Source organism: Pseudomonas sp. 20-5, assembly GCF_056782835.1.
In genome coordinates this window covers 4,049,472-4,070,927 of sequence record NZ_CM165584.1, presented here as the reverse complement: position 1 = coordinate 4,070,927, position 21,456 = coordinate 4,049,472, and the positions used below count along the sequence as shown (strand labels likewise).

Annotated in this window: 18 protein-coding genes; 13 read left to right on the top strand and 5 right to left on the bottom strand. The window is 64.9% G+C overall.

Annotated features, from left to right (window positions below):
- Positions 1 to 329: 329 nt before the first annotated feature.
- The gene (gene aceK / locus AC1RB9_RS18680) at positions 330 to 2,063 is read right to left on the bottom strand and encodes a bifunctional isocitrate dehydrogenase kinase/phosphatase (protein WP_003082886.1); all 1,734 of its coding nucleotides are present in this window, start codon (positions 2,061 to 2,063) and stop codon (positions 330 to 332) included.
- Positions 2,064 to 2,198: 135 nt separating this feature from the next.
- Between aceK and AC1RB9_RS18675 the strand changes: the two genes are divergently transcribed.
- Both AC1RB9_RS18675 and AC1RB9_RS18670 read left to right on the top strand, forming a co-directional pair.
- Complete coding sequence (locus AC1RB9_RS18675) at positions 2,199 to 2,732, top strand: GNAT family N-acetyltransferase (protein WP_003449633.1); 534 nt, start codon at positions 2,199 to 2,201, stop codon at positions 2,730 to 2,732.
- A gap of 142 nt (positions 2,733 to 2,874) precedes the next feature.
- Complete coding sequence (locus AC1RB9_RS18670; RefSeq protein WP_003449636.1) at positions 2,875 to 3,237, top strand: hypothetical protein; 363 nt, start codon at positions 2,875 to 2,877, stop codon at positions 3,235 to 3,237.
- 89 nt (positions 3,238 to 3,326) lie between these two features.
- On the opposite strand, the gene AC1RB9_RS18665 is transcribed toward AC1RB9_RS18670, so the two are convergent.
- Positions 3,327 to 4,160: an oxidoreductase gene (locus tag AC1RB9_RS18665; protein WP_003112398.1), complete on the bottom strand. Its 834-nt coding sequence runs from the start codon at positions 4,158 to 4,160 to the stop codon at positions 3,327 to 3,329.
- 90 nt (positions 4,161 to 4,250) lie between these two features.
- On the opposite strand from AC1RB9_RS18665, the gene AC1RB9_RS18660 reads away from it, so the two are divergent.
- The 3 genes from AC1RB9_RS18660 (at position 4,251) to AC1RB9_RS18650 (ending at position 6,246) form a co-directional block, all read left to right on the top strand.
- On the top strand, positions 4,251 to 5,216 hold the full coding sequence (locus tag AC1RB9_RS18660; RefSeq protein ID WP_078465595.1) for an AraC family transcriptional regulator: 966 nt from the start codon (positions 4,251 to 4,253) through the stop codon (positions 5,214 to 5,216).
- A 343-nt stretch (positions 5,217 to 5,559) separates the two neighbouring features.
- Positions 5,560 to 5,814: a hypothetical protein gene (locus tag AC1RB9_RS18655; protein WP_031640716.1), complete on the top strand. Its 255-nt coding sequence runs from the start codon at positions 5,560 to 5,562 to the stop codon at positions 5,812 to 5,814.
- A gap of 15 nt (positions 5,815 to 5,829) precedes the next feature.
- Positions 5,830 to 6,246, top strand: coding sequence for a hypothetical protein (locus tag AC1RB9_RS18650; RefSeq protein ID WP_003082897.1), 417 nt, complete (start codon positions 5,830 to 5,832; stop codon positions 6,244 to 6,246).
- A gap of 26 nt (positions 6,247 to 6,272) precedes the next feature.
- On the opposite strand, the gene AC1RB9_RS18645 is transcribed toward AC1RB9_RS18650, so the two are convergent.
- Positions 6,273 to 7,895: a two-component system sensor histidine kinase gene (locus AC1RB9_RS18645; protein ID WP_014603138.1), complete on the bottom strand. Its 1,623-nt coding sequence runs from the start codon at positions 7,893 to 7,895 to the stop codon at positions 6,273 to 6,275.
- Between the two features lie 145 nt (positions 7,896 to 8,040).
- Between AC1RB9_RS18645 and AC1RB9_RS18640 the strand changes: the two genes are divergently transcribed.
- The 7 genes from AC1RB9_RS18640 (at position 8,041) to AC1RB9_RS18610 (ending at position 16,577) form a co-directional block, all read left to right on the top strand.
- Entirely contained in the window at positions 8,041 to 8,673 is a 633-nt protein-coding gene (locus AC1RB9_RS18640; protein WP_003449647.1) for a response regulator, read from the top strand.
- A 305-nt stretch (positions 8,674 to 8,978) separates the two neighbouring features.
- Positions 8,979 to 11,054 carry a type VI secretion system Vgr family protein gene (locus AC1RB9_RS18635; protein ID WP_003449649.1) on the top strand — a complete coding sequence of 692 codons (2,076 nt, stop codon included), beginning with the start codon at positions 8,979 to 8,981 and terminating at the stop codon, positions 11,052 to 11,054.
- Positions 11,051 to 11,899, top strand: a complete 849-nt coding sequence (locus AC1RB9_RS18630) for a DUF4123 domain-containing protein (RefSeq protein ID WP_003449652.1) — start codon at positions 11,051 to 11,053, stop codon at positions 11,897 to 11,899. The genes AC1RB9_RS18635 and AC1RB9_RS18630 overlap by 4 nt, the downstream gene beginning before the upstream one ends.
- Positions 11,896 to 12,687 (top strand): hypothetical protein, encoded by a 792-nt coding sequence (locus tag AC1RB9_RS18625; protein WP_003449655.1) that lies wholly within the window; start codon positions 11,896 to 11,898, stop codon positions 12,685 to 12,687. The genes AC1RB9_RS18630 and AC1RB9_RS18625 overlap by 4 nt, the downstream gene beginning before the upstream one ends.
- A 143-nt stretch (positions 12,688 to 12,830) precedes the next feature.
- Entirely contained in the window at positions 12,831 to 13,622 is a 792-nt protein-coding gene (locus AC1RB9_RS18620; protein WP_003449659.1) for a hypothetical protein, read from the top strand.
- Positions 13,619 to 15,856 carry a lipase family protein gene (locus tag AC1RB9_RS18615; RefSeq protein WP_003449661.1) on the top strand — a complete coding sequence of 746 codons (2,238 nt, stop codon included), beginning with the start codon at positions 13,619 to 13,621 and terminating at the stop codon, positions 15,854 to 15,856. Before AC1RB9_RS18620 ends, AC1RB9_RS18615 begins: the two co-directional genes overlap by 4 nt.
- Positions 15,857 to 16,235: 379 nt before the next feature.
- Positions 16,236 to 16,577, top strand: coding sequence for a hypothetical protein (locus AC1RB9_RS18610; protein WP_003449667.1), 342 nt, complete (start codon positions 16,236 to 16,238; stop codon positions 16,575 to 16,577).
- Positions 16,578 to 16,592: 15 nt separating this feature from the next.
- Here AC1RB9_RS18610 and AC1RB9_RS18605 read toward each other — a convergent pair whose 3' ends face one another.
- Positions 16,593 to 17,513 carry a LysR family transcriptional regulator gene (locus AC1RB9_RS18605; protein ID WP_003449672.1) on the bottom strand — a complete coding sequence of 307 codons (921 nt, stop codon included), beginning with the start codon at positions 17,511 to 17,513 and terminating at the stop codon, positions 16,593 to 16,595.
- A gap of 204 nt (positions 17,514 to 17,717) precedes the next feature.
- Here AC1RB9_RS18605 and AC1RB9_RS18600 point away from each other — a divergent pair, with 204 nt between their 5' ends.
- Complete coding sequence (locus AC1RB9_RS18600) at positions 17,718 to 21,005, top strand: acetyl-CoA carboxylase family protein (RefSeq protein WP_003449675.1); 3,288 nt, start codon at positions 17,718 to 17,720, stop codon at positions 21,003 to 21,005.
- A gap of 27 nt (positions 21,006 to 21,032) precedes the next feature.
- On the opposite strand, the gene AC1RB9_RS18595 is transcribed toward AC1RB9_RS18600, so the two are convergent.
- Positions 21,033 to 21,440 carry an ester cyclase gene (locus tag AC1RB9_RS18595; RefSeq protein WP_003082915.1) on the bottom strand — a complete coding sequence of 136 codons (408 nt, stop codon included), beginning with the start codon at positions 21,438 to 21,440 and terminating at the stop codon, positions 21,033 to 21,035.
- Between the last annotated feature and the right edge of the window lie 16 nt (positions 21,441 to 21,456).

Genomic DNA, 21,456 nt, shown 5'->3' with positions numbered 1-21,456 from the left:
ATCTTGCAGGTATTAATATATAGATCAGCGTCGAGTGTCTGAGAGTGGTTGATAAAAATGGCCTAGGAATATTTGCTGTCTCCGTGTTGTGATATAAGCTTCTGGTGTGTACTTAAGTTTTAATCCCTCACTCGCTCGATTCGTCATATCACTTGAATCATGTCTGCAACTTTGGTTGGGAGTTTTTCTTTGTTCGATATGTTCTGTTGGTTTTGTGGTTAATTGGATGGGACGGTTGAGGTAAATTTAGGGGTAAAGTTATTATAAAGTTTTCTAGCAGATCAGCTAAATCAATGCGTTAGATATGGGTTCGATTCCTGTCTCCGCACCTACCCGAGCAACTGCTCAGGCGTCTCCTGCCGCCGATAGGGAAACACGTCGATCACCTTGCCCTCGCGGATCTGCTCCTGGAGGCCCTGCCAGTATTTGGCGTCGTAGAGGTTGCCGTGCAGCTTGGCGAATAGCCGGCGCTGGTTGAGGTCGACGAACAGGAAGCGCGGGAATTCTTCCGGGAACACGTCGTTGGGCCCCACCGAATACCAGGGCTCGGACGACATCTCGTCCTCGGGGAAGCGCGGCTCGGGGATGTAGCGGAAGTTCACCTCGGTGAGGTAGCAGATCTCGTCGTAGTCGTAGAACACCACCCGGCCATGGCGGGTCACGCCGAAGTTCTTCAGCAGCATGTCGCCGGGGAAGATGTTCGCCGCCGCCAGTTGCTTGATCGCCAGCCCGTAGTCGTTCAGCGCCTCGCGGGTCTGCGCCTCGCTGGCGTTCTCCAGGTAGATGTTCAGTGGGGTCATGCGCCGCTCCGTCCAGCAGTGGCGGATCAGCACCACGTCGCCTTCCATCACCACCGTCGACGGCGCCACTTCCAGCAGTTCGGCCAGGCACTCCGGCTCGAACTTGCTCACCGGGAAGCGGAAGTCGGCGAACTGCTGGGTGTCGGCCAGGCGTCCGACCCGGTCGTGGTTCTTCACCAACTGGTACTTCTGGATCACCGTGGCGTGGTCGACGCTCTTCGACGGGTTGAAGCGGTCCTTGATGATCTTGAACACCGTGTTGAAGCCGGGCAGGGTGAACACGCTCATCACCATGCCGCGCACCCCGGGGGCCATGACGAAGCGGTCGTCGGTGGTCGCCAGGTGGTTGATCAGGGCGCGGTAGAACTCGCTCTTGCCCTGCTTGTAGAAGCCGATCGACGTGTACAGCTCGGCCAGGTGCTTGCCCGGCAGCAGGCGCTTGAGGAAGGCCACCAGCTCGGCCGGCACCGGCACGTCGACCATGAAGTAGGAGCGGGTGAAGGAGAAGATGATCGAGACTTCCGCCTCGTCGGTGATCACCGTGTCGAACTGGATGCCGTGGCCCTCGCGGTGCAGCAGCGGGAACACCAGCGGCCACTGCTCGTCCGGGGTGAACAGGCGACCCACCAGGTAGGCGCCCTTGTTGCGATAGAACACCGAGCCGATCAGCTCGATGGCCAGGTCCGGGTCCTTGCACACCCAGTCCGGCAGGTTGCTGTGCAGCAGTGCGTCGATCCGTTCGAGGTCGCGCTCGCGGTCGTCGTAGGGCACGTCGAAGCGGTAGTCGTCGAAGATCTTCTCCAGCGCCTGGCGCAGGTCGCCGCCCGGCCGGTAGGTGCGGGTGTAGGGCGCGCGGGCGTGGGCGCGCAGCGAGGGCCGGGTGGTGTGCACGAACATCGTGCCGTCGCTGATGTTGTCGTGGCTGAACAGCCCGCAGAAGATCGAGTTGAACCAGGTCTCGGCCAGCTCGTCGTCCAGCCGCAGGTCGATCTGCGCGATGTAGGCGCTCTTGATGATCGGCCAGCGCTCCACGTCCAGCAGCTCGCTGTCGGCCAGCCCCGCGCGCAGCCCGGCCACCGTCTCGGCGACCTTTTCCTCGTAGAGGTTGATCCGCTGCGCCGAGGCGCGCTGCGCTTCCTGCCACTGCGCCTGCTCGAAGCGGGCACGGGCGCCGTCGGTGATCTCGCGGAACTGCTCTCGGTAATCGTCGAAACCGCGCAGGATGAGGGCGGCGATTTCGCTGGCTGGGGCGCTCTGGACCATGCTGGCGTCCTTTCGTTGTTCGAAGGTCGAGCTTAGCCAGAGCCGCGCGGCAGGGAAAGCGCGATCTCCGACCGGCTGGTCGAGCCCGGCGCAGACGCTTATGCTGGGTGGCCAGACAGCCCAGGGATGACCGCAATGACCGCCGAATCGCCGACGACCCGCCTCGAACGCTACAGCGAACGCCACGTGGAAGGCCTCACCGCCCTGTACAACGACCCCGCCGTGGCCCGCCAGGTCCTGCAGATGCCCTACCAGTCGGTGGAGCAGCGCCGCAAGCGCCTGCACGACAGCGTGGACGACGACCGCCTGCTGATCCTCGTCGCCTTGCACCAGGGGGACGTCATCGGCAGCGCCAGCCTCGAACAGCACCCGCGCATCCGCCGCAGCCACAGCGGCAGCATCGGCCTGGGCGTCGCCGTCGCCTGGCAGGGCAAGGGTGTCGGTAGCCGTCTGCTCGGCGAACTGCTGGACATCGCCGACAACTGGATGAACCTGCGCCGCGTCGAACTCACCGTCTACACCGACAACGCCCCGGCGCTGGCGCTGTATCGCAAGTTCGGCTTCGAGACCGAAGGAGAGATGCGCGATTACGCGGTGCGGGATGGGCGCTTCGTGGACGTGTACAGCATGGCGCGCTTGCGGAGGGTCGAGGGGCGGGTGGGAGAGTGAGGGGCGGGCGCGACGAGAGGCTGCGGACCGGCGCGACCTCCTGGCTCGCCGGGCTTCCGTTCCACGACAGGTTCGTCCTGGGCTTCGGGCATACGGTGACAGTGGACAAGCAGCGCGGCTGTTATCTGGGAGGCGAGGGCGCGTGACGAAGGATCCTGCGACGGACAGCGGCCTGAACGTGCGCCTGGTCGCCGCGTTCGCCGGCTGGAAAGGCATTCCCTGGCTGTGCTGGGCCCACAGCGACCTGTCCCCGCGGCTGGTCCTGCATGCGGACCGTGTCGAGTTCCGCGTCATCCGCACGCGCTCGAAGCCGTATTCCAGCATTTCCCGGGTGGACTACCGGAAATGGCACTACACCGAGAACATCGTACTGGAGTTCACCGACTCGCTGACGACCTTCATCGGCAATGCGATGAACCCCGCCACGGCACGGCAGGCGATTCGGTACTTGCAGGAAAAGGGCTGTCCGTTGTCGGAGCGGGCCAGCAACCTGGCCATGGCGTAGGGCGGATAACCGCAGTGCGGTTATCCGCCGGTTCGGCGCGGTATCAGCGGATAATGCCGTGGAATTATCCGTCTACGACTTTCCAAATCTCATCCATCCGTCGACCGCGTGACCTCTTCCCACGCCGCGATTTCCTCCTCCAGCGCCTTCAGCTTCTGCCGCACCAGCCCCAGTGCATCGCTGCCCAGCAGCAGGTGCGCCGGCGGGTTTTCCGCGTCGATGGCCTGGAGCATGGCGCGCGCGGCCTTGCGCGGGTCGCCCGGTTGCTTGCCGCTCTTTTCCTGGCGCGCCTGGCGGACCGGGTCGAAGAGCGCGTCGTAGTCGGCGATGGTGCGGGGGCTGCGGACCATCGAGCGGCCCGCCCAGTCGGTGCGGAAGGAGCCGGGGGCCACGGCGGTGACGGCGATGCCGAGGCCGGCCACCTCCTTGCCCAAGGCTTCGGAAACCCCTTCCAGGGCGAACTTGCTGCCGCAGTAGTAGGCGATGCCGGGCATGGTGATGTAGCCGCCCATGGAAGTGATGTTGAGGATATGACCGCGGCGGCGCCGACGCATGTAGGGCAGCACGGCCTGGATCATCGCGACCGCGCCGAACAGGTTGACCTCGAACTGCCGGCGCATCTCGGCCAGCGGCGACTCCTCGAGGATGCCTTCATGACCATAGCCGGCACTGTTCACCAGCACGTCCAGCGGACCGATGTCGCGCTCGATGGCTGCGACCGTCGGCTCGATGGCGGCGAGGTCGGTGACATCCAGCAGCCGGCCGAAGGCCTGGCCCGGCGCCACGGCTTCCAGTGCGCTCCTGGCCTCCTCGCTGCGCACCGTGCCCACCACGCGGTGACCGGCATCCAGGGCCTCGCGGGCCAGGGCCTGGCCGAAGCCGCTGCTGGCGCCGGTGATCAACAGGGTCTTGCGAAACGACATGTGTGACTCCGTTACGGGGGAATGAGTGCACAATACGCAGAAATTTCCCTATCTCAGAGACCGGAATTTCTCGTTTCATTGCCTGATTCTATGAGCGCATCACTGCCTGATTCAGAAGCCATCCGCTCCGCCGACCGACAGCGCATGGTCGCGTTGCTCGAAAACCTGGCGCCCCAGGAGGGCTACAACCTCACCGGGCTCGACAGCGTCCGCCTGCTGCGTTCGGATCGTCCGCTGGCGCGGACGCCGGTGCTCTACGATCCGGGGATCGTCATCGTTTGCCAGGGGCGAAAGCGCGGCTATTTCGGCGAGCAGATCTACCTGTACGACGAGCAGCACTACCTGGCCGTGGCGGTGCCGGTGCCGTTCACCATGGAGACCGATGCCACGCCAGAGCGACCGCTGCTGGCGATCTACCTGCATCTGGATTTCCCGCTGGCGGCCGGGCTGGCGGTGGAGATCGACCGTCAGCGCGCGCTTGCGCAGGTCGAAGCGCCGCGCAGTCTGATGTCCAGCCCTATGGACGCGCCGCTGCGGGCATCGGTGATGCGCTTCCTGGAGGCGCTGGGCGATCCGCTGGAGACAGCGATCCTCGCGCCTGCGCTACTGCGCGAGCTGTACTTCCGCGTGCTCACCGGCCCCCAGGGCGGCGCCATGCGCGCGGCACTGGCCATGCGCGGGCGCTTCGGCAACATTGCCCGGGCGCTGCGTCGCATCCACGCGCAATACGCCGAGCCGCTCGAGCTGGCGCAACTGGCGGGCGAGGCGGGGATGAGCGTGCCGTCGTTCCACAGCCACTTCAAGGCGATCACCCAGACCTCGCCGATGCAGTACCTGAAGTGCACACGCCTGCACCAGGCGCGTCTGCTGATGGTGCGCCAGGGCATGAGCGCCCAGGCCGCCTGCCATGCGGTCGGCTACGCCAGCGCTTCGCAGTTCAACCGCGAATTCAAGCGTCTGTTCGGCCGTTCGCCACTGGCCGAGGCCCGACGCCTGCGCGCGGGATTCTCGCTGCCGCCGGCGCAGGGGGGAGAGGAGTACGTGTCGTCGCATTAGTGGGGAGCGGACGCTGAGGTGGGCCCTTGCCATAGAAAATCGGCCTAGTGGCGCCCGGATGGGTTCGGACGAGGAAAAAGGAACGGATCCAACCGGTCATGCAACACTTTTCAGTTCCACTACAGGCAGATTGAGCTCGGACGACACGACCCCGTCGCGTTGCAAGGCCCGCCACAAGCTTCAACAGGGGCTGCTTTGAAGTGGCTGCGTGGTCAAGGGCCCGAACCGAAAATAGTACCTCTGTGCTATTCGAGCTTCTTCGCCGCGACGCTATAGTCCCGCCCTTGATCCCCGCGTTTCGCGGAAACCGGTTGTGCAGGACGCACGCGACTTGGAAGGAACCATGACTCGGCAATCCGTACTCGCCACCGGCCCGGAGGCCAGCGATTGGTGGTGCTTCGGCAGCGGCGACGAGCCGGCGCGCGAGTCGTTCTCTGCCGGTGGGCGTTCGCTTGCGGCGTCGAGGAAACCCGTCGGCGCACAGAGCGGAATGGCCGTGGCCGAGCAGGCGAACCGCGCGCAAGCGTCCGGGCGGGACGCCGCGCCGGGCCTGCGAACCTTCGACCTGCTGCCTGGCAACCCGCCGAAGAACCCCTAGACACGGAGTCAACCCATGCGCCGGATATTCATCGCGCCGTTACTGGCGTCGCTTTCCCTGGGCGGCTGTATCCAGATGGACACGCTGCCCGAGGTCTACGCCCGCAGCCAGTGGAAGGGCCGTTCCGCCGAGGAAGCGATAGCCTTCTTCGGTACGCCGCAGAACATGGAGCGCACCGCTGACGGCTCGCAGGTGGTGATGCAGTGGTACACCGACACCAGCTATTCCCGCTATGAAGTGGTGGGCTCCAGCTCGGAGATGCAGGGCAACGTGATGGTAAACACCAACTACTGGGATACCGTCAACCACCCCAATCGCTGCATCATTTCCGTCACCGTCGACAAGAGCAAGCGGATCACCCAGTTCGAGGCCGACGACGGCGAGTTGCTGCTGTCCCACGGCTGCGCTGGCATCAAGTACGGCCCGCCGTAGGCCTGAGCTCCTCGACCTGCCTTATCTCAGGAAGCGTGGCTGGCGGCCACCGGGCGCTCGCGCAGGGCGCGCAGGGTGGCGCGCAATTCCGTGGGGCGCACGGGCTTGGAGAGCAGGGCGATGTCGGTGTCTTCGACGCTGGCCTGGATACGCTCGATGTCGTGGCCGCTGATCACCAGCGCCGGTATCGCCTCTCCGCGTTGCCGCCGTACCCGCTCGATGCACTCGACGCCGGAGGCGTGGGGGCCGAGGTCGTAGTCGACGACGAGGATGTCGCAATCGGTTCGCCAGCCGTCCGCCTCGGTTTCCGCCTGGACCGTGCAGCCCCAGCGTTCGAGCAACGCCGAGGTGGCGCGCAGGACGTTGCGATCATCTTCCACCAGGCACACCCGCAAGCCGGTGAGCAGGCCGGCCTGCAGGGGATCGTCGCGGCGGGGCAGGGCTTGCGCGGCGACCGCCGGCAGGCCGTGCAGGGTCACCGCGGTGCCGCGTCCGACCCGCGAGCGCAGCGTCACCTCGATCCCGGTCAACTGCCCCAGGCGGCGGACGATGGACAGCCCCAGGCCGATTCCCTCGACGTCGCGGTCGCGCGTCTCGCGTACCCGGTAGAACTCCTCGAACACCCGCGGCAGGTGTTCCTCCGCGATCCCCCGGCCCTGGTCGTAGATGGCTACGGCCAGGCCGTCGCCTCGCCGCCGCACGCCGATCAGCAGCGGGCGCTCGGCGGCGTACTTGAGGCTATTGGAGAGCAGGTTCTGCAGCATGGTCGACAGCAGCCCCGGATCGGTTCGCGTCCACAGGCGGCAAGGGCGCAGGCGCAACTCCACCCCGGCCCAGCGGGCCGCCTCGGCGTTGCGCCGGACCAGGTCGCGCAGCAACTCGCCCAGGTGGACGTTCTCCTGCTTGGGCTGGAGCCGGCCGTTGTCGAGGGTGTAGAGATCGAGGATGGAGCGGAACAGTTGCGAGACGTTGAGCAGCGAGCGGTCGATGTTGTCCACCAGGCGCCGTTCCTCGTCGCCCAGGCGGGCGTCGCGCAGGCAGGCGGTGAACAGGCCGATGGAGTGGATCGGCTGGCGCAGGTCGTGGCTGGCCTGGGCCAGCAGGCGCGATTTCTCCTGGTTCGCCTGCAACGCTTCCTCGGTGGCCTTGCGCGTGCGCTCCAGCAGGAGGTGCGCGTAGAAGGGAATGACGGTGCTGGTGGTCATCAGCATCAGCACCATGAACGGCTGAGCCTGCCAGGCCGGGGTCAGGCGATAGATGACCAGTAGCGCGAGCAGCGCCAGGGCGGTGGCGATGGCCAGGTAGCGCGAGCCGTAGCGCATGCCGTTGCCCAGGTTGATCCAGACCATCACCGCGTACAGCGGCAGCGCCGCCTCGCCGCCCACGATCAGGCCGAACGAGGTGCCGGCGTAGTCGTGCAGCATGCAGAAGATCCGCCGCGCCGGGTAGTGCCCCGGCCAGCGCACGATGGCCTGGCGCAGCAGTATGGAGGCGATCAGGAACAGGCCGTAGTAGGCAACGATCGGCAGGTAGGTCTCGACCTTCAGGCCGGGCAGCAGGCCGATCAGCACCACGTAGAGAATCGCGCAGGTGGCCACGATCAGTCGCAGGTTGGCCTGGTCCAGCTCGGTATTCTTCTCGAACTTCATGTGCACCTCCGTGTGCATGGGAGCGCCGCGCGCCTTTTCCTCTGTTTCGCCCCCTTCGTCACGAAGACGGACGAAGGGTGGGCGCGGCGGTAGCGGGCTAAGGTAGCATGCGCGGCGGAAACTGCGACTCCTGGAGACTACAAGAATGACTGGCCGCATCATCGTCGCCGATGATCATCCGCTGTTTCGCGAGGGCATGCTGAGTATCCTCCAGCGCCTGCTGCCCGAGGCCAGGATCGAGGAGGCCGGCGATCTCGCCGGGGTCCTGCGCCTGGCTGGCGAAGGCGAGCAGCCCGATTCGCTGATCCTCGACCTGCGTTTCCCCGGCCTGACCCGCATCGAGATGCTCGCCGACCTGCGCCGCCAGTTCCCGCGCACCACCCTGATCGTCGTCTCGATGGTCGACGACCCGCAGCTCATCGGCGAAGTGATGAATGCAGGGGCCGACGGCTTCCTCGGCAAGAGCATCGCGCCCGAGGAACTCGGCCAGGCGATTCTGGCCATCCGCGCCGGGGAAGTGCTGGTGCGCTACGAACCCTCCGGTCTCCTGCCGCTGCAGCCCAGCCCGCGCCTGGAGGGGCTCACCGAGCGCCAGCTGGATGTCCTGCGCCTGCTGGCCCAGGGCAAGAGCAACAAGGAGATCGGCCGCGCCCTGGACATCTCCCACTACACGGTGCGCATCCATGTGTCGTCGCTGCTGCGGGCGCTGGACGTGCCGTCGCGGACCGCGGCGGCGGTGAAGTACCGGGCGGCTCTGGGGCATGGCGACGGGGAGTAGCGGCAGCGATGGGCCCGGCGCAGATCAGACGTCGTGCGCCTTGTCCTGCCGCCGGCATGGGGCCTTGGTCCTAACAGGCCAAGACCATGCGGCTCGGCACGTTCAGTAGCGCTGCGAGTATGGCTTGACAGTCGCTTGACTGCCTGAGTGAGACGGCAGCAGGTCCCGACAGAACCACTTCTGGTCAGACAGCGTTTTCAGAATTTTCTGCGCATACGTTCGAAGGGCGACTTGCTAGAGTCCTCGCTCCATGCCCGCGCAGCTGCATTTTTATAAGTGCGCTGTCCAGCTTAAGGAAAAGCAAAATGTTCGCGCCAGCCAATAGTGCGCACTTTGCGCTATCGATCCCCTCCGTACGCAACGACTTCAAGGTACTGGCTTTCGATGGCACCGAAGCCATCAGCACCCTGTATGCCGTCCGTATCGAATTGCTCAGCGAGAACCCCGATTTCGACCTGGAGGGTTTGCTCGGTCAACCGGCATTTCTCCAGTTCGGCCTGAGCGGCGAAGGGATCCATGGGCATATCGAAGACGTGTACGTGGGCGAAGCCGGTAGGCGCCTGGCGCGCTATCACCTGACCCTGGTGCCGGTATTGCACTACCTGCAGTTCAGCTTCAACCAGCGCATTTTCCAGCACCTGACAGTACCGCAGATCATCGCACAGGTGCTGGCAGGCCATGGTATCCAGCCTGATGTCTACGTCTTCAATGTCCACTCCAGCCCGGAACGCGAATACTGCACCCAGTACGGTGAAAGCGATTTCGATTTCATCCAGCGGCTGTGTGCCGAGGACGGCATCGCTTGGCACCACCAGCATTCAGCGGATAATCACCTGCTGGTGTTCACCGAGGACCAGGCCTGGTTCCCCGTGCTGGGATGCACGCCATACCGCCAGGATACTGGAACGGTCGCCGATCATCCGGTGGTCAATCGGTTTTCCCAGCGTTTCAGTTCCCGCACCAGCAAGGTAACTCGCCGCGACTACGACCTGCAGCGGCCAAGCCTGTTGCTGGAAAGCCAGTTCACCGCGGAGTTCGAGCCGGCCCTCGAGGACTATCGTTATCCTTCGCCGATCACCACGCTGGAGCGTGGACAGGTGTTGGCCAGACAGGCTCTGGAACGGCATCGTGTCGATTACCAGTTGGCCGAAGGCCAGAGCGATCAGCCGACGTTGCGCAGCGGTCACTTCTTCAAGCTGACCGAGCATCCGCGCAAGACATGCAACGAACTGTGGTTGTTGCTGAGCGTCACGCACTCTGGTCGGCAACCCCAGTCACTCGAAGAGTCCGTGACCGGGGATAGCCAGGCAGAAGACCGCTTCACCCAGGGTTATCGCAATACCTTCACCGCCATTCCATGGGATGTGTTTTTCCGGCCGCCGCTGCTGCCGCGCCGGCCCCTGCCGGGGTGCCAGACCGCTCGGGTCACCGGTCCGGCCGGCGAGGAGATCTTCTGTGATGAATACGGGCGGGTGAAGGTCGAGCTGCATTGGGACAGACGGGAACTGGGAAGCGACAAAAGCAGTTGCTGGCTGCGGGTTGCTTCCAGTTGGGCAGGCGAGCGTTTCGGCGCGGTGACCATTCCGCGCATTGGCATGGAAGTGGTGGTGAGCTTCCTCGAAGGCAACCCGGACCGCCCGTTGATTACCGGTGTCGTGCCGAACAAGACCACGCCTGTGCCCTACGCGCTGCCGGCGAACAAAAGCAGAACCGTATTGCGTAGCCGAAGTACGCCGAACAGCGGCGGTTACAACGAACTTTCGATCGAAGACCGGGCAGGCCAGGAAAAGATCTTCCTGCGCGCGCAGCGCGATATCGAGCAACTGATCCTCAACGACAGTCACACCAGCATCGGCAATGACCGTCACGAACGGATAAGCCGGGACAGCCGCAGCCTGGTCGAAAACGACCGCTTTGAGCAGGTGAACATGAACAGTTCCAGCCTGATCAAGGGCGATGAGCTGCATACCACCCAGGGTGAGCGCCACACCCGGATCGGCGGCAACGAACTGCTTTCCATCAGCGGCGCCGGCAGCATCGCCGTGGACGGCACCTGGGTCGTGCAAGCCGGATCACAGGCCCGCGTCACCGCCACCAATGTGCTGGTCGATGCCGGCGTGAACCTGACACTCAAGGCCGGTGGACAGCATATCGTCATCAACTCCGCGGGGATTTTCAGCAGCGTGCCGATCGTGCAGGGCGGAGCCCCCATGGCCGGCATCGCACCGCAGCAGGCACTCCAGGCTCTGGCCGAAGCAGCACAGACCGTCGTCGCCAATTCGCTGCCTCTCGTGGCTGCCGCCAGGCAACGCGCCGCGGACTTCTGCCCGCTCTGCGAAATCTGTCGCGATGGACTGTGCCGTGTTGGAGGTGCCGCATGACCACGGCCGAACAATGGCTGCAGAAACAAGGCGAGCTGGGCCGATACCTGTACCTGGTACTGGACTCCGATGGCCAGATCGACGAGCGCGATGCCTTGCTCGAAGGGCGCGAACCCCATCAGTACGGCAATCTGTATAGCGGTACGCCCGCCAGTTCGCTGGCGGCGATAGGTCCCTACCTGTTCCGGCTCGATGCGCTGGACCATCCGGTCATTCAGGCGTTGCTCAAGTCGCCCGAACGTCATTGGGGCTGGCTGGCCAGCAGCGTGAGCAGTGATCTGGAGTCGCTGGCCCGGCATTGGCGCACTCGCCTGGTAACGGGCGAGCGGCCGAACCAGGCGCTTTATCGCTTTCACGACAGTCGCGTGCTGGGTCGCGCCCTGGCACACCTGCAGCCGGAGCAGCGCCCGGCGTTCCTGGGACCGATCTCCAGCGCGTGCTACTGGCTGGCCGGGCGATGGCTCCATGCCGACAACCCCGCCCCTGGCGACCATCCCGTGCCGGCCGAACCGGCGTGGCTCGTTGTCCCCACGGCTTCGGAGACGGCGGCAGGTATTCAGTTCGACAACGCCTGGCGCTACCTGATCGCCGAGTGGACGGAGCCGTTTGCGGAATTGGCCGGGCAGCGGGATGCCGACGCCTGGCTTCGGGCGCAGTTGGAACTGGCCCGCACATGGGGCTGGCGGGCGCCTGAACAGATCCGCTTTCTACTGCTTCAACGCCTGCTCGCATCGGATGACGCCCTGCCCAGGTCCTGGTCACCCCTGCCTGACGAAACCCCCACGACGCATTTCGAGCGTGTGTATCAGGAGGTGCGGTTCTGGCAAGGAGACGCCCCCGTATGAACCGCACCCTTAAAAACATGACCCTTGCCAGTTGCCTTGTGCTGGCACAGGGCTGCACTGCCCTGGGCAAGTCCAACAGTTTTACCGTTACGGCGGACCTGCCGCCTGAGTTCACTTATGAAGCCACGGCAACTTATGTGCCGGCCAACGGTGAAACCTGCACGGTGCCGGGGGGAAAGGATACGCAAATTGGCTACAACTCGGGGCGGGAAAAATATGAACGGGATTCGAAGATATTGTTACGCCGTACGGTCAGTGGCTGCCCCTTGGTACTGCAGAATATCTATTTTTATGTATATGGTTGGTATGGCAAGGATTGGGGGGATTTCGGACGAGACTCAGCAATGATTGCCGTGCGCGAAAAGCTGGTCGAAGTGAAAAAGGGTACTTTTAATGCCGCCGGGGAAAGTGAGTTCTCCGGGCAGTGCCAGTTTCTATTCCGCACGGTAGGAAAATTGCGCCGTATCGTAAAAATCCTCGATTGCAAAAGGATGGATGAGACGGGCGTACGGCGCAAAGCGAAACCTTTCGTGGCTTACACCCTGGATCAACTGCCCGGCAAGACGGTGAAGTTGAGGATCAAGTTGGCTGATGAAGAGCGCCCCTATATGAAGGATACCTGGGTCAAGGTTCCTGGTGGGCGGAAGCGCTGTATGGGGAAAGGGTTTGAAGATCAATATGCATTCTGCTACGGAAACTACAAGGACTTCAGCACCTTCAGAATGCCGGATGGACGCAGTTGCACCCTCTATCCCGGTTGTACGGAAAACAAGGCGGTGACCCCATGACTCTTGGTCTGATGGAGGAGTGGGAAAAGCCGTTCTTCGCTGAGCGTATCCATACCTGCCCACTGCGCTCGCGCTCCAGCAACTTTCAACCCGTGGACGAATAACGTCCAAGACTGCAGTTATTGGCAAGGAGACGCCTCCAGATGAACCGCACCCTTAAAAACATGACCCTTGCCAGTTGCCTTGCGCTGGCCCAGGGCTGCACTGCCTTGGGCAAGTCCAACAGTTTTACCGTTACGGCGGACCTGCCACCTGAGTTTACTTACGAAGCCACGGCGGCCTATGTCCCGGCCAAAGGTGAGACTTGCACAGTGCCGGGTAGGCGGGATACCAAAATTGGCTACAACTCGGGCCGGGAAAAGTACAAACGTGATTCGAAGATTTTGTTACGTCGCACGGTCAGCGGCTGCCCTCTGGTACTGCAGAGCATCGATTTCTATATCTATGGCTGGTACGGCAAGGCTAGGGGGGACTTCGGGCGTGACTCGGCCCTGATCGTCGTACGAGACAAGCTGGTCGAGGTGAAAAAGGGCACTTTCAATGCGGCCGGGGAAAGCGAGTTTGCCGGGCAATGCCAGTGGCTGTTTCGTACAGCTGGGAAGACCCGTGTTCTGAGAAAGCTCCTCGATTGCAAAAGGATGGATGAGACGGGTGTACGGCGCAAAGCGAAACCTTTCGTGGCTTACACCCTGGACCAACTGCCCGGCAAGACGGTGAGGTTGAGGATCAAGCTGGTTGACGAAGAGAGGCCGGGGTGGGGCGACACTTGGGTCAAAGTGCCCGGTGGTTGGAAGCGCTGCATGGGCAAGAGTTTTGACGATCAAAGAGCCTATTGCAACGGCAACTACAAGGATTTCAGCACCTTCAGAATGCCGGATGGGCGCAACTGCACCATCTACCCCGGCTGTACGGAAAACAAGGCGGTGACCCCATGATCCCTGGGCCGATGGAGGAGTGGGAAAAGCCGTTCTTCAGCGAACGTATCCATGCCTGCCCGCGACGTACCCACTCGACCAGTTTTCAACTGGTGGATGAGCGGGGGGATGGCAGGCCCTATGCCGGTCTGGCCTATGAAGTCAGCGATTCTGAGGAGGTTGTCTACCTTGGCATTCTGGACGAAACAGGGACTGGGAAGATCAATCGGCACTATTGCGGGCCGGTGCTGCTCAAGCTTGATAGGAGTTACCAAGGAGGAGATGAGCTTTATAAGGACTTGAGGAATAGACCACATTACCCGCTCCCCATCACTGAACTGCAAGTGCGTGCCGAGAAGACCCGCTTTGTCAACCCTGACGGCGACCGCACCCGGTCCAACCCCGCCCAAGGCCAGGCCGATTCTTTCTGCCAGGTCGAAGTGAGCGAACTGGTGGAGCACCGGGCCCATCTTCCGCCCCTGGCGCCCCGGTTCTTTCCGCCTCGGCACCAGGTGCATGCGCTGATGCGCCGTCCCTCGGCCGCCATGGCGGAGTTGGGATTTGCTCCCAGGCCTCCCCGGGTTCGCGGTATCGCGCTGTTGCCGAACCGGCACCATGTGCTGGAGGTGCGCCCCTTGCGGGCGCTGAGTCCGCTCCTGTCCACGGGCGAAGCGTTCTGCTACCTCAACCTGTACCAGTTGGCGCTGATGTCGACCCTGAGCTATAGCTCGTTTGGCCAGGAACCCGATACGCAACCGGTGGAAACCGACAGCGTGAGCTTTCCGGCGCAACCCAGCGTCGGCAACTGGTTCGGCGATGCCCTGGCCAGGTCCGATGAGCTGTGGCAAGTGGACGCAACTCAGGCCGGCGGGAAGGCTTATTACCCCCTGTATGAAGATGTGGCCTACTCCAGGCGCCTGGAGGTCGTACCGTTCGACCCCGAACTTTACCCCGAAGTGAACAGCCCCGAGCTTGGGGTGGGTCAGGAACATCCGGCCAGGCTCCACTACTTGGATGACTCGGATACAAGGGGTGGTACCGATACGCAAGCCTATATCACCCACAATGATGAGCTGATCCTGCTGGTGGTACGCGGCACCGCGAGTATGGCTGACGTTCTGCGCGATGTGGATGCTGCGCAGACGCCGTTCGAGGAAACCAGCGGCAAGGTACACAACGGCTTTTACGAGTCGGCCAAGGTGGCCTTCAATTTTTTTACAACCTACCTGGATAAGTTCTACAGCGGGCAGAAGCTGTTGATCACCGGTCACAGCCTTGGTGGCGCAGTTGCGCTGCTGATCGCCGAGATGTTGCGGCAAAGACCGGAGAAATATCAAATCGTGCTCTACACCTACGGCAGCCCGCGCGTAGGCGACAAGACCTTCGTGGAAAACGCCAGGCCTCTGGTGCATCACCGCATGGTCAACCAGAACGATCCGGTGCCCAGTGTCCCGGCGGCTTGGATGAAAACGTCCTGGCGCATGTCGGGGGCGGGCGTCCTGCTGATGCTCTTCAACCCAGCCATCGGAGGGGCGGTGGTGCTCCTGAGTCCCGTCAACATCGTCGGCGAGCCTTACACGCACCACGGCAAACTGCGTCATTTCATGCCCGTGTCGTTTGCCGATGGCCACAAGTCCGCGATCCTGTGGACGCCCGGCTGCGAAAGCATTACCGAGCGCGGCGGCGCGGCGGTTTGCGCCAAGGCACTGGCTGCAAGGAATGGCTTGCCGGAGCGAGGCGGGCTGCTGCGGCAGATGCTGGATAATGCCGATCACAAGATGGTCGCCAGCTACATTCCGCATTGCTGGGCTTCCTTGCGCCGTGCACAAGAGGCCTTGGAGGAAGGCCGCACCGTGGTGACCCCGACCGAGTACGAGCGGGTCGGGGAAGCGCTGCAGGACTTCAAGGCGCAGTTGCGGGAAAAGGAGGCGGCGGCCTACGGTTCTGCCAGGGAACAACAGATAATGGGGCCATTGCGCGCTGAAATCGGCAGGTTGCAACAGACCGCTGTGCGACTGAAAGCATTGAGTGTCGAACGTGTCAGCGAGGCCAAGGTCTACGGCCGGGTTGCCGAGCGGCCCGAGGCGCTGGCGGTGAGCCTGGAGCGCTGGCTGGCGCACTCGTTCAATCGCTCGCATGAACAACTCGCGATGGCCCCGCCGGATGCCGACAGCAATGAGCGCGCGATCGCTACCCTGGTAGGCGGCCATGCCCCTGGAGCGGTGTTCGATCTGGACATCGATACGCTTGGATAGAGCGGAGTCAAACAAACCCTATCGAGGGCTCTATCCATATCCGCCTCCCCTCGGCTTTTTGCCTGGGACCTGTTCCAAGCCACATGGGCAGGCGCGCGTCGTAGCGACGTTCGCGCAATACCGACACGTGCTGGCGACGCCCGTCTTTCAGGGCATCGGTTTGAAGCGCGGTGAAGATGCGCAACAGGCGTGGCTTGTGGGTCATCTCCAGGCCGAGGACCATCGGACAGGCTAGCCGCTCGGCCGCCATCTGCCGTTGGGAGAAATGGCTGGCTGGGCACGGCTTGCCGCGTGGGAGCGGCTCTGAGGCGATGGCGGGTGCGCCGAGGCGTCGGGGCTGTTTTAATGGCGCACTCTCCATGGCCAAGGAAACGGACACATGCGTAGCCCGCTTGCCACGATCGCCTGCGCCTGCCTGCTGCTCGGCGGCTGCTCCAAGTCCGCCGAGGACAGCGCCAACCCGTTGCTGGGCAAGGATGCCGAGTGCCTCGAACTGTTCGCCCGCAGCAATGCGCTGTACTGCGACATCCGCGAGGACGAACGCGAATCCCAGGCGAAGGGTACGCCGCGCCGGCACACCGACTACGAGGTAGCCGATGCCGCCTACCTGCTCAAGGCCACCGGGGAGCGCTGCGCGATCGATACGACCTATGTCACGGAGTGTTCGGCGAAGGCCGGGCAGTGGCTGCAGAAGGCCCGCGCCAAGGCGGTGAAGCCCTAGTCGCAGCGCCCGCGCTCAGCGCAGGCGCGTCGCCAGCTCCGCCAGTTCGCCGCGCAGCCAGAGGCTGCCGGCTTCGTCGTCGGCCTGGCGCGACCAGTAGAGATTCAGAGTCACCGCTGGCAGGGCCAGCGGCATCGGCAGCAGGCGGTTGCCCAGGCCGCGGTTGATCAGTTCGGCGTAGCCTCGGGTCAGGGTCAGCAGGTAGCCGCCCTGGGCCACCAGCAACGCCGCCGACAGGTAGTGCTGGCAGCGCTGGCGCACCTGGCGGGTCAGGCCGAGGTGGCCGAGGGCCAGGTCTTCGATGCAGATGCCGCGTCGCCGCGAGGTCACCGCGACATGGTCTGCCGCCAGGTACTCCTCCGCACTCAGTTCGCCGGCGAAGCCCGGCCCGGCCATCACGCACAGGCTGTCGTCGAGCAGGTGCTGGCGGCGCAGGGCGGCGTCGGTGGGCCGGGCGATCTCGATGGCGAGGTCGATGCGTCCGGCGCCCAGTTCCGCCTTCAGGTCCGCCCAGTGCAGGCTGTTGCAGCATATCTCGATGTGCGGCGCGGCCTGGCGCAGGTGGTCGAGGATCGCCGGGAGCACCAGCGGTTCCAGTTGCTCCGGCATGTTCAGCTGGAAGGTCCGCGCGTCGCGCCGAGGGTCGAACGTCTGGCAGCGATTCATGCTGCGGTGCAGGCCGGCGAGGGCGTCATGGATGCCCGGCGCCAGTCGCTCGGCCAGCGGCGTCGGCGCTACTCCGCGTCCCTGGCGAACGAACAGCGGGTCGCCGAGCTGGTCGCGCAGGCGCGCCAGGGCGTGGCTGACGGCCGACTGGCTGAGATGCAGGAGGCCCGCCGCGCGGGTCAGGTTGCGTTCTCGATAGACCACTTCGAAGACCCGGAACAGGTTCAGATCGAAGCGGCTGAGGGGCGACCATTCATGTGGCTGATTCATGTTTGCGCGCGCCTGTCTGGGGAAGGCGCCAGCCTAGCAAGCATGCTCGCCGATAGGACCATGCATAGGCTTCATGGATGTCGATGAATAAGCCTCAGTTCTGCCGCTTCCTTCGGCTGCCTAAGATGCCTGCGACGATGACCAATGCGCCGCCGGGCCAGCTCCTTTCGCCGGCCGCCTGACCCGCTCCCCGGAGAACCTGCCGTGACCGTTCCCTTCAACGCCTTGCTGATCGCCAACCGCGGCGAGATCGCCATTCGCATCGCCCGCGCCTGCGCCGACCTGGGTATCCGCTCGGTGGCGGTGTTCGCTGAAGACGATGCCGCTTCCCTGCACGTGCGCAAGGCCGATGTCGCGCTACCGCTGGCCGGCCGTGGCGTGGCGGCCTATCTCGACATGGATCGGCTGGTCGCGCTGGCCCTGGAGCAGGGCTGCGAGGCGATCCATCCGGGCTACGGTTTCCTCGCTGAGAACGGCGAATTCGCCCGGCGCTGCCAGCGCGCGGGCATCCACTTCGTCGGGCCGCAAGCGGAAGTGCTCGACCTGTTCGGCGACAAGGCTGCCGCGCGTGCCCTGGCCGAGCGCCTGGAGGTGCCGCTGGTGGCCGGGATCAACCGCGCGGTCAGCGTCGAAGAGGCCGAGGCGTTCCTGGAAGGGCTGGGCGATGGCGCCGCGGTGATGCTCAAGGCCCTTGCCGGCGGCGGCGGACGTGGCATGCGCGCGGTGGAGGAGGTTGCGCAACTGGCCGATGCCTACCGCCGCTGCCGTGCCGAGGCGCAGGCGGCGTTCGGCCGGGACGAGTTATACGTCGAGCAACGGGTAGCGCGGGCGCGGCACATCGAGGTGCAGGTGCTCGGCGACGGCAGCGGTGCGGTCAGCCACCTCTGGGAGCGCGATTGCAGCCTGCAACGGCGCCAGCAGAAGCTGCTGGAGATCGCCCCCAGCCCGGACCTGCCGGAGGCCACCCGCGAGGCGCTGATCGATTGCGCCCTGCGCATGGCCGGCGCGGTGCGCTATCGGGGGATCGGTACCTTCGAGTTCCTGGTCGACGAGGAGCGCCCCGGGCGCTTCTATTTCATGGAAGCCAATCCGCGCATCCAGGTGGAGCACACCGTCACCGAGGAAGTCACCGGGGTCGACCTGCTGCACGCCCAGTTGCGTCTCGCCGCCGGCATGGAGCTTGCCGCCCTTGGTCTGGAGCGACCGCCGGCGATCGGCGGCTGCGCGGTGCAACTGCGGATCAACCTGGAGACCCTGGCGGTCGACGGCAGCGCCCGTCCGGCGGTGGGCACTATCGGCGCCTACGAACCGCCCAGCGGTCCCGGCCTGCGGGTGGACGGCTACGGCTATGCCGGCTATCGGGTCAGCCCCAGCTACGATTCGCTGCTGGCCAAGCTGGTCGTGCGCGGTGCGGATTATCCCGCCGCATTGCGCCGGGCCTATCGGGCGCTCTGCGAATTCCGCCTGGAGGGTGTGGCGAGCAACCTGGATCTGCTGCGCAACCTTCTGCTGCATCCGGCGGTACAGGCCAACCGGGTCGACACCCGCTTCGTCGAAAGCCACCTGGAGACACTGCTGGCGCCTATCCCGGCGAGCCATCCGCGGCTCCGCGCCGAGTGCCCGCTCGCTGAGGACGCCGCGCCTGCGCGGGTCGAGGCGCCACTCGGCAGCCTGCCGCTGCCTGCGCCGAGCAGCGGGGTGCTGGTGGCCCTGGAAGTGTCCGTGGGCGAACGGGTGCGTGCCGGCCAGCGGGTCGCGATCCTGGAAGCGATGAAGATGGAGTTCGAGGTCAAGGCACCTGGCGGGGGGATCGTCCGGCGGCTCGCGGCGAGCCTCGGGGAGCCGCTGGAGGAGGGCGCGACGCTGCTGTTCCTCGAACCGACGGAGGATGACGACGAGCAGGCACCGACCGAACAGGCGCTGGACCTGGCGCATATCCGCGCCGATCTCGCCGAGGTACTCGAGCGCCAGGCAGCGCTGGGTTATGAGCGTCGTCCGCAGGCGCTGGCCAGGCGGCGCAAGACCGGACAGCGTACCGCGCGGGAGAACGTGCTCGACCTGCTGGACGAGGGCAGCTTCAGCGAATATGGCGGTTTCGCCCTGGCCGCCCAGCGTCGCCGGCGCTCCGCCGAGGAGTTGTTGGAGCTGAGCCCCGCCGATGGCCTGGTCGCCGGTACCGGTACGGTGGGGGCCGCCAGCTTCGGCGCGCAGGCCGCGCGTTGCCTGGTGCTGGCCTACGACTACACGGTGTTCGCCGGCACCCAGGGGGTGATGAACCACAAGAAGACCGACCGCCTGCTCGGCCTGGCCGAACAGTGGCGCTTGCCGCTGGTGCTGTTCGCCGAGGGCGGCGGCGGGCGCCCGGGCGATACCGATTTCGTCGGCGTCGCCGGCCTCGATTGCCATACCTTCGTCGGCATGGCCCGGCTCTCCGGGCTGGTGCCGCTGGTGGGAGTGGTCTCCGGTCGCTGCTTCGCCGGCAATGCCGCGTTGCTGGGCTGCTGCGATGTGATCATCGCCACCCGCGACGCCACCATCGGCATGGCCGGCCCGGCGATGATCGAGGGCGGCGGCCTGGGCCGTTTCGCCGCCGAGGAGGTCGGTCCGACGGGCGTGCAGGGGCCCAACGGAGTGATCGACGTACTGGTGGAGGACGAGGCCGAAGCGGTCGCGGTGGCCAGGCGCTATCTCGGCTATTTCCAGGGCCCGCTGCCCGACTGGAGTTGCGCCGACCAGCGCGAGTTGCGCCACCTGGTGCCGGAGAACCGCCTGCGTGCCTACGACATCCGCCAGGCGATCGAGGTCCTGGCCGACCGGGGCAGCGTGCTGGAACTGCGGCGCCAGTTCGCTCCCGGCCTGGTCACCGCGCTGCTGCGCATCGAGGGCCGGGCGTTCGGCCTGATCGCCAACAACCCTGGCCATCTCGGCGGCGCCATCGAGGCCGCGGCTGGCGACAAGGCCGCGCGCTTCATGCAGTTGTGCGACGCCTTCGACATCCCGATCGTCTCGCTCTGCGACACCCCTGGCTTCATGGTCGGCCCGGAGGCGGAAAAACAGGCCACGGTGCGCCACGTCTCGCGGATGTTCGTCAGCGCCGCCAGCCTGACGGTGCCGTTCTTCACCGTGGTCCTGCGCAAGGGCTACGGACTGGGAGCCCAGGCCATGGCGGCGGGCAGCTTCCATTCGCCGCTGTTCACCGTCGCCTGGCCCAGCGGCGAGTTCGGCGCCATGGGCCTGGAAGGCGCGGTGCGGCTGGGCTTCGCCAAGGAGCTGGCGGCCGAGGAAGATCCCCAGCGGCGCGAGGCGCTGTTCCGCGGCATGGTGGACAAGGCCTACCGCAACGGCAAGGCGCTGAACATGGCCAGCTACCTGGAGATCGACGCGGTGATCGACCCGGCGGAGACCCGCGCCTGGCTCCTGCGCGGCCTGGCCGTCGCCGGAGAACCGGCGCCGAGGGCGGGGCGCAAGCGGCCGTTCGTGGATACCTGGTAGATGGTCGGCCCGCAGTGCCCTGGCGCCTCAGGACGACGGCGGCGCCACCTGAACCTGCGTGGCGACCGCCGCCTTGTCGATCACCGACCAGACGCCGGCGATGCGCTCGTCTTCGAATTCGTAGAAGACGTTCTCGGCGAAGCGTACCCGCTGGCCGTTGACCGGGATGCCGAACAGCCGGCCGCTGGGTGTGCAGTCGAAGTGCAGGCGGCAGGCGACGCCCGGCGGATCGACGAGCAGGCGTTCGATCTCGAAGCGCAGGTCGGGGATTGCCAGGAAGTCGCCTTCGAGCATCCGCAGGTAGCCGTCGAGTCCGATCTGCACGTCGTTGTAGCGCACCCGGTCATGGACGAAGTCGCCCAGGCGCGCCCAGTCCTGGCGGTTCAGGCAGTCGATGTAGGCGCGGTAGCGCTCGGCGAGTCGGTCACGGGTCATGCGGGTCTCCTTCGAG

Bases quoted from the DNA above. Each gene is read 5' to 3' on its own strand.
- aceK (WP_003082886.1), bottom strand. From the start codon at position 2,063: ATGGTCCAGAGCGCCCCAGCCAGCGAAATCGCCGCCCTCATCCTGCGC.
- AC1RB9_RS18675 (WP_003449633.1), top strand. From the start codon at position 2,199: ATGACCGCCGAATCGCCGACGACCCGCCTCGAACGCTACAGCGAACGC.
- AC1RB9_RS18665 (WP_003112398.1), bottom strand. From the start codon at position 4,160: ATGTCGTTTCGCAAGACCCTGTTGATCACCGGCGCCAGCAGCGGCTTC.
- AC1RB9_RS18660 (WP_078465595.1), top strand. From the start codon at position 4,251: ATGAGCGCATCACTGCCTGATTCAGAAGCCATCCGCTCCGCCGACCGA.
- AC1RB9_RS18655 (WP_031640716.1), top strand. From the start codon at position 5,560: ATGACTCGGCAATCCGTACTCGCCACCGGCCCGGAGGCCAGCGATTGG.
- AC1RB9_RS18650 (WP_003082897.1), top strand. From the start codon at position 5,830: ATGCGCCGGATATTCATCGCGCCGTTACTGGCGTCGCTTTCCCTGGGC.
- AC1RB9_RS18645 (WP_014603138.1), bottom strand. From the start codon at position 7,895: ATGAAGTTCGAGAAGAATACCGAGCTGGACCAGGCCAACCTGCGACTG.
- AC1RB9_RS18640 (WP_003449647.1), top strand. From the start codon at position 8,041: ATGACTGGCCGCATCATCGTCGCCGATGATCATCCGCTGTTTCGCGAG.
- AC1RB9_RS18635 (WP_003449649.1), top strand. From the start codon at position 8,979: ATGTTCGCGCCAGCCAATAGTGCGCACTTTGCGCTATCGATCCCCTCC.
- AC1RB9_RS18630 (WP_003449652.1), top strand. From the start codon at position 11,051: ATGACCACGGCCGAACAATGGCTGCAGAAACAAGGCGAGCTGGGCCGA.
- AC1RB9_RS18625 (WP_003449655.1), top strand. From the start codon at position 11,896: ATGAACCGCACCCTTAAAAACATGACCCTTGCCAGTTGCCTTGTGCTG.
- AC1RB9_RS18620 (WP_003449659.1), top strand. From the start codon at position 12,831: ATGAACCGCACCCTTAAAAACATGACCCTTGCCAGTTGCCTTGCGCTG.
- AC1RB9_RS18615 (WP_003449661.1), top strand. From the start codon at position 13,619: ATGATCCCTGGGCCGATGGAGGAGTGGGAAAAGCCGTTCTTCAGCGAA.
- AC1RB9_RS18610 (WP_003449667.1), top strand. From the start codon at position 16,236: ATGCGTAGCCCGCTTGCCACGATCGCCTGCGCCTGCCTGCTGCTCGGC.
- AC1RB9_RS18605 (WP_003449672.1), bottom strand. From the start codon at position 17,513: ATGAATCAGCCACATGAATGGTCGCCCCTCAGCCGCTTCGATCTGAAC.
- AC1RB9_RS18595 (WP_003082915.1), bottom strand. From the start codon at position 21,440: ATGACCCGTGACCGACTCGCCGAGCGCTACCGCGCCTACATCGACTGC.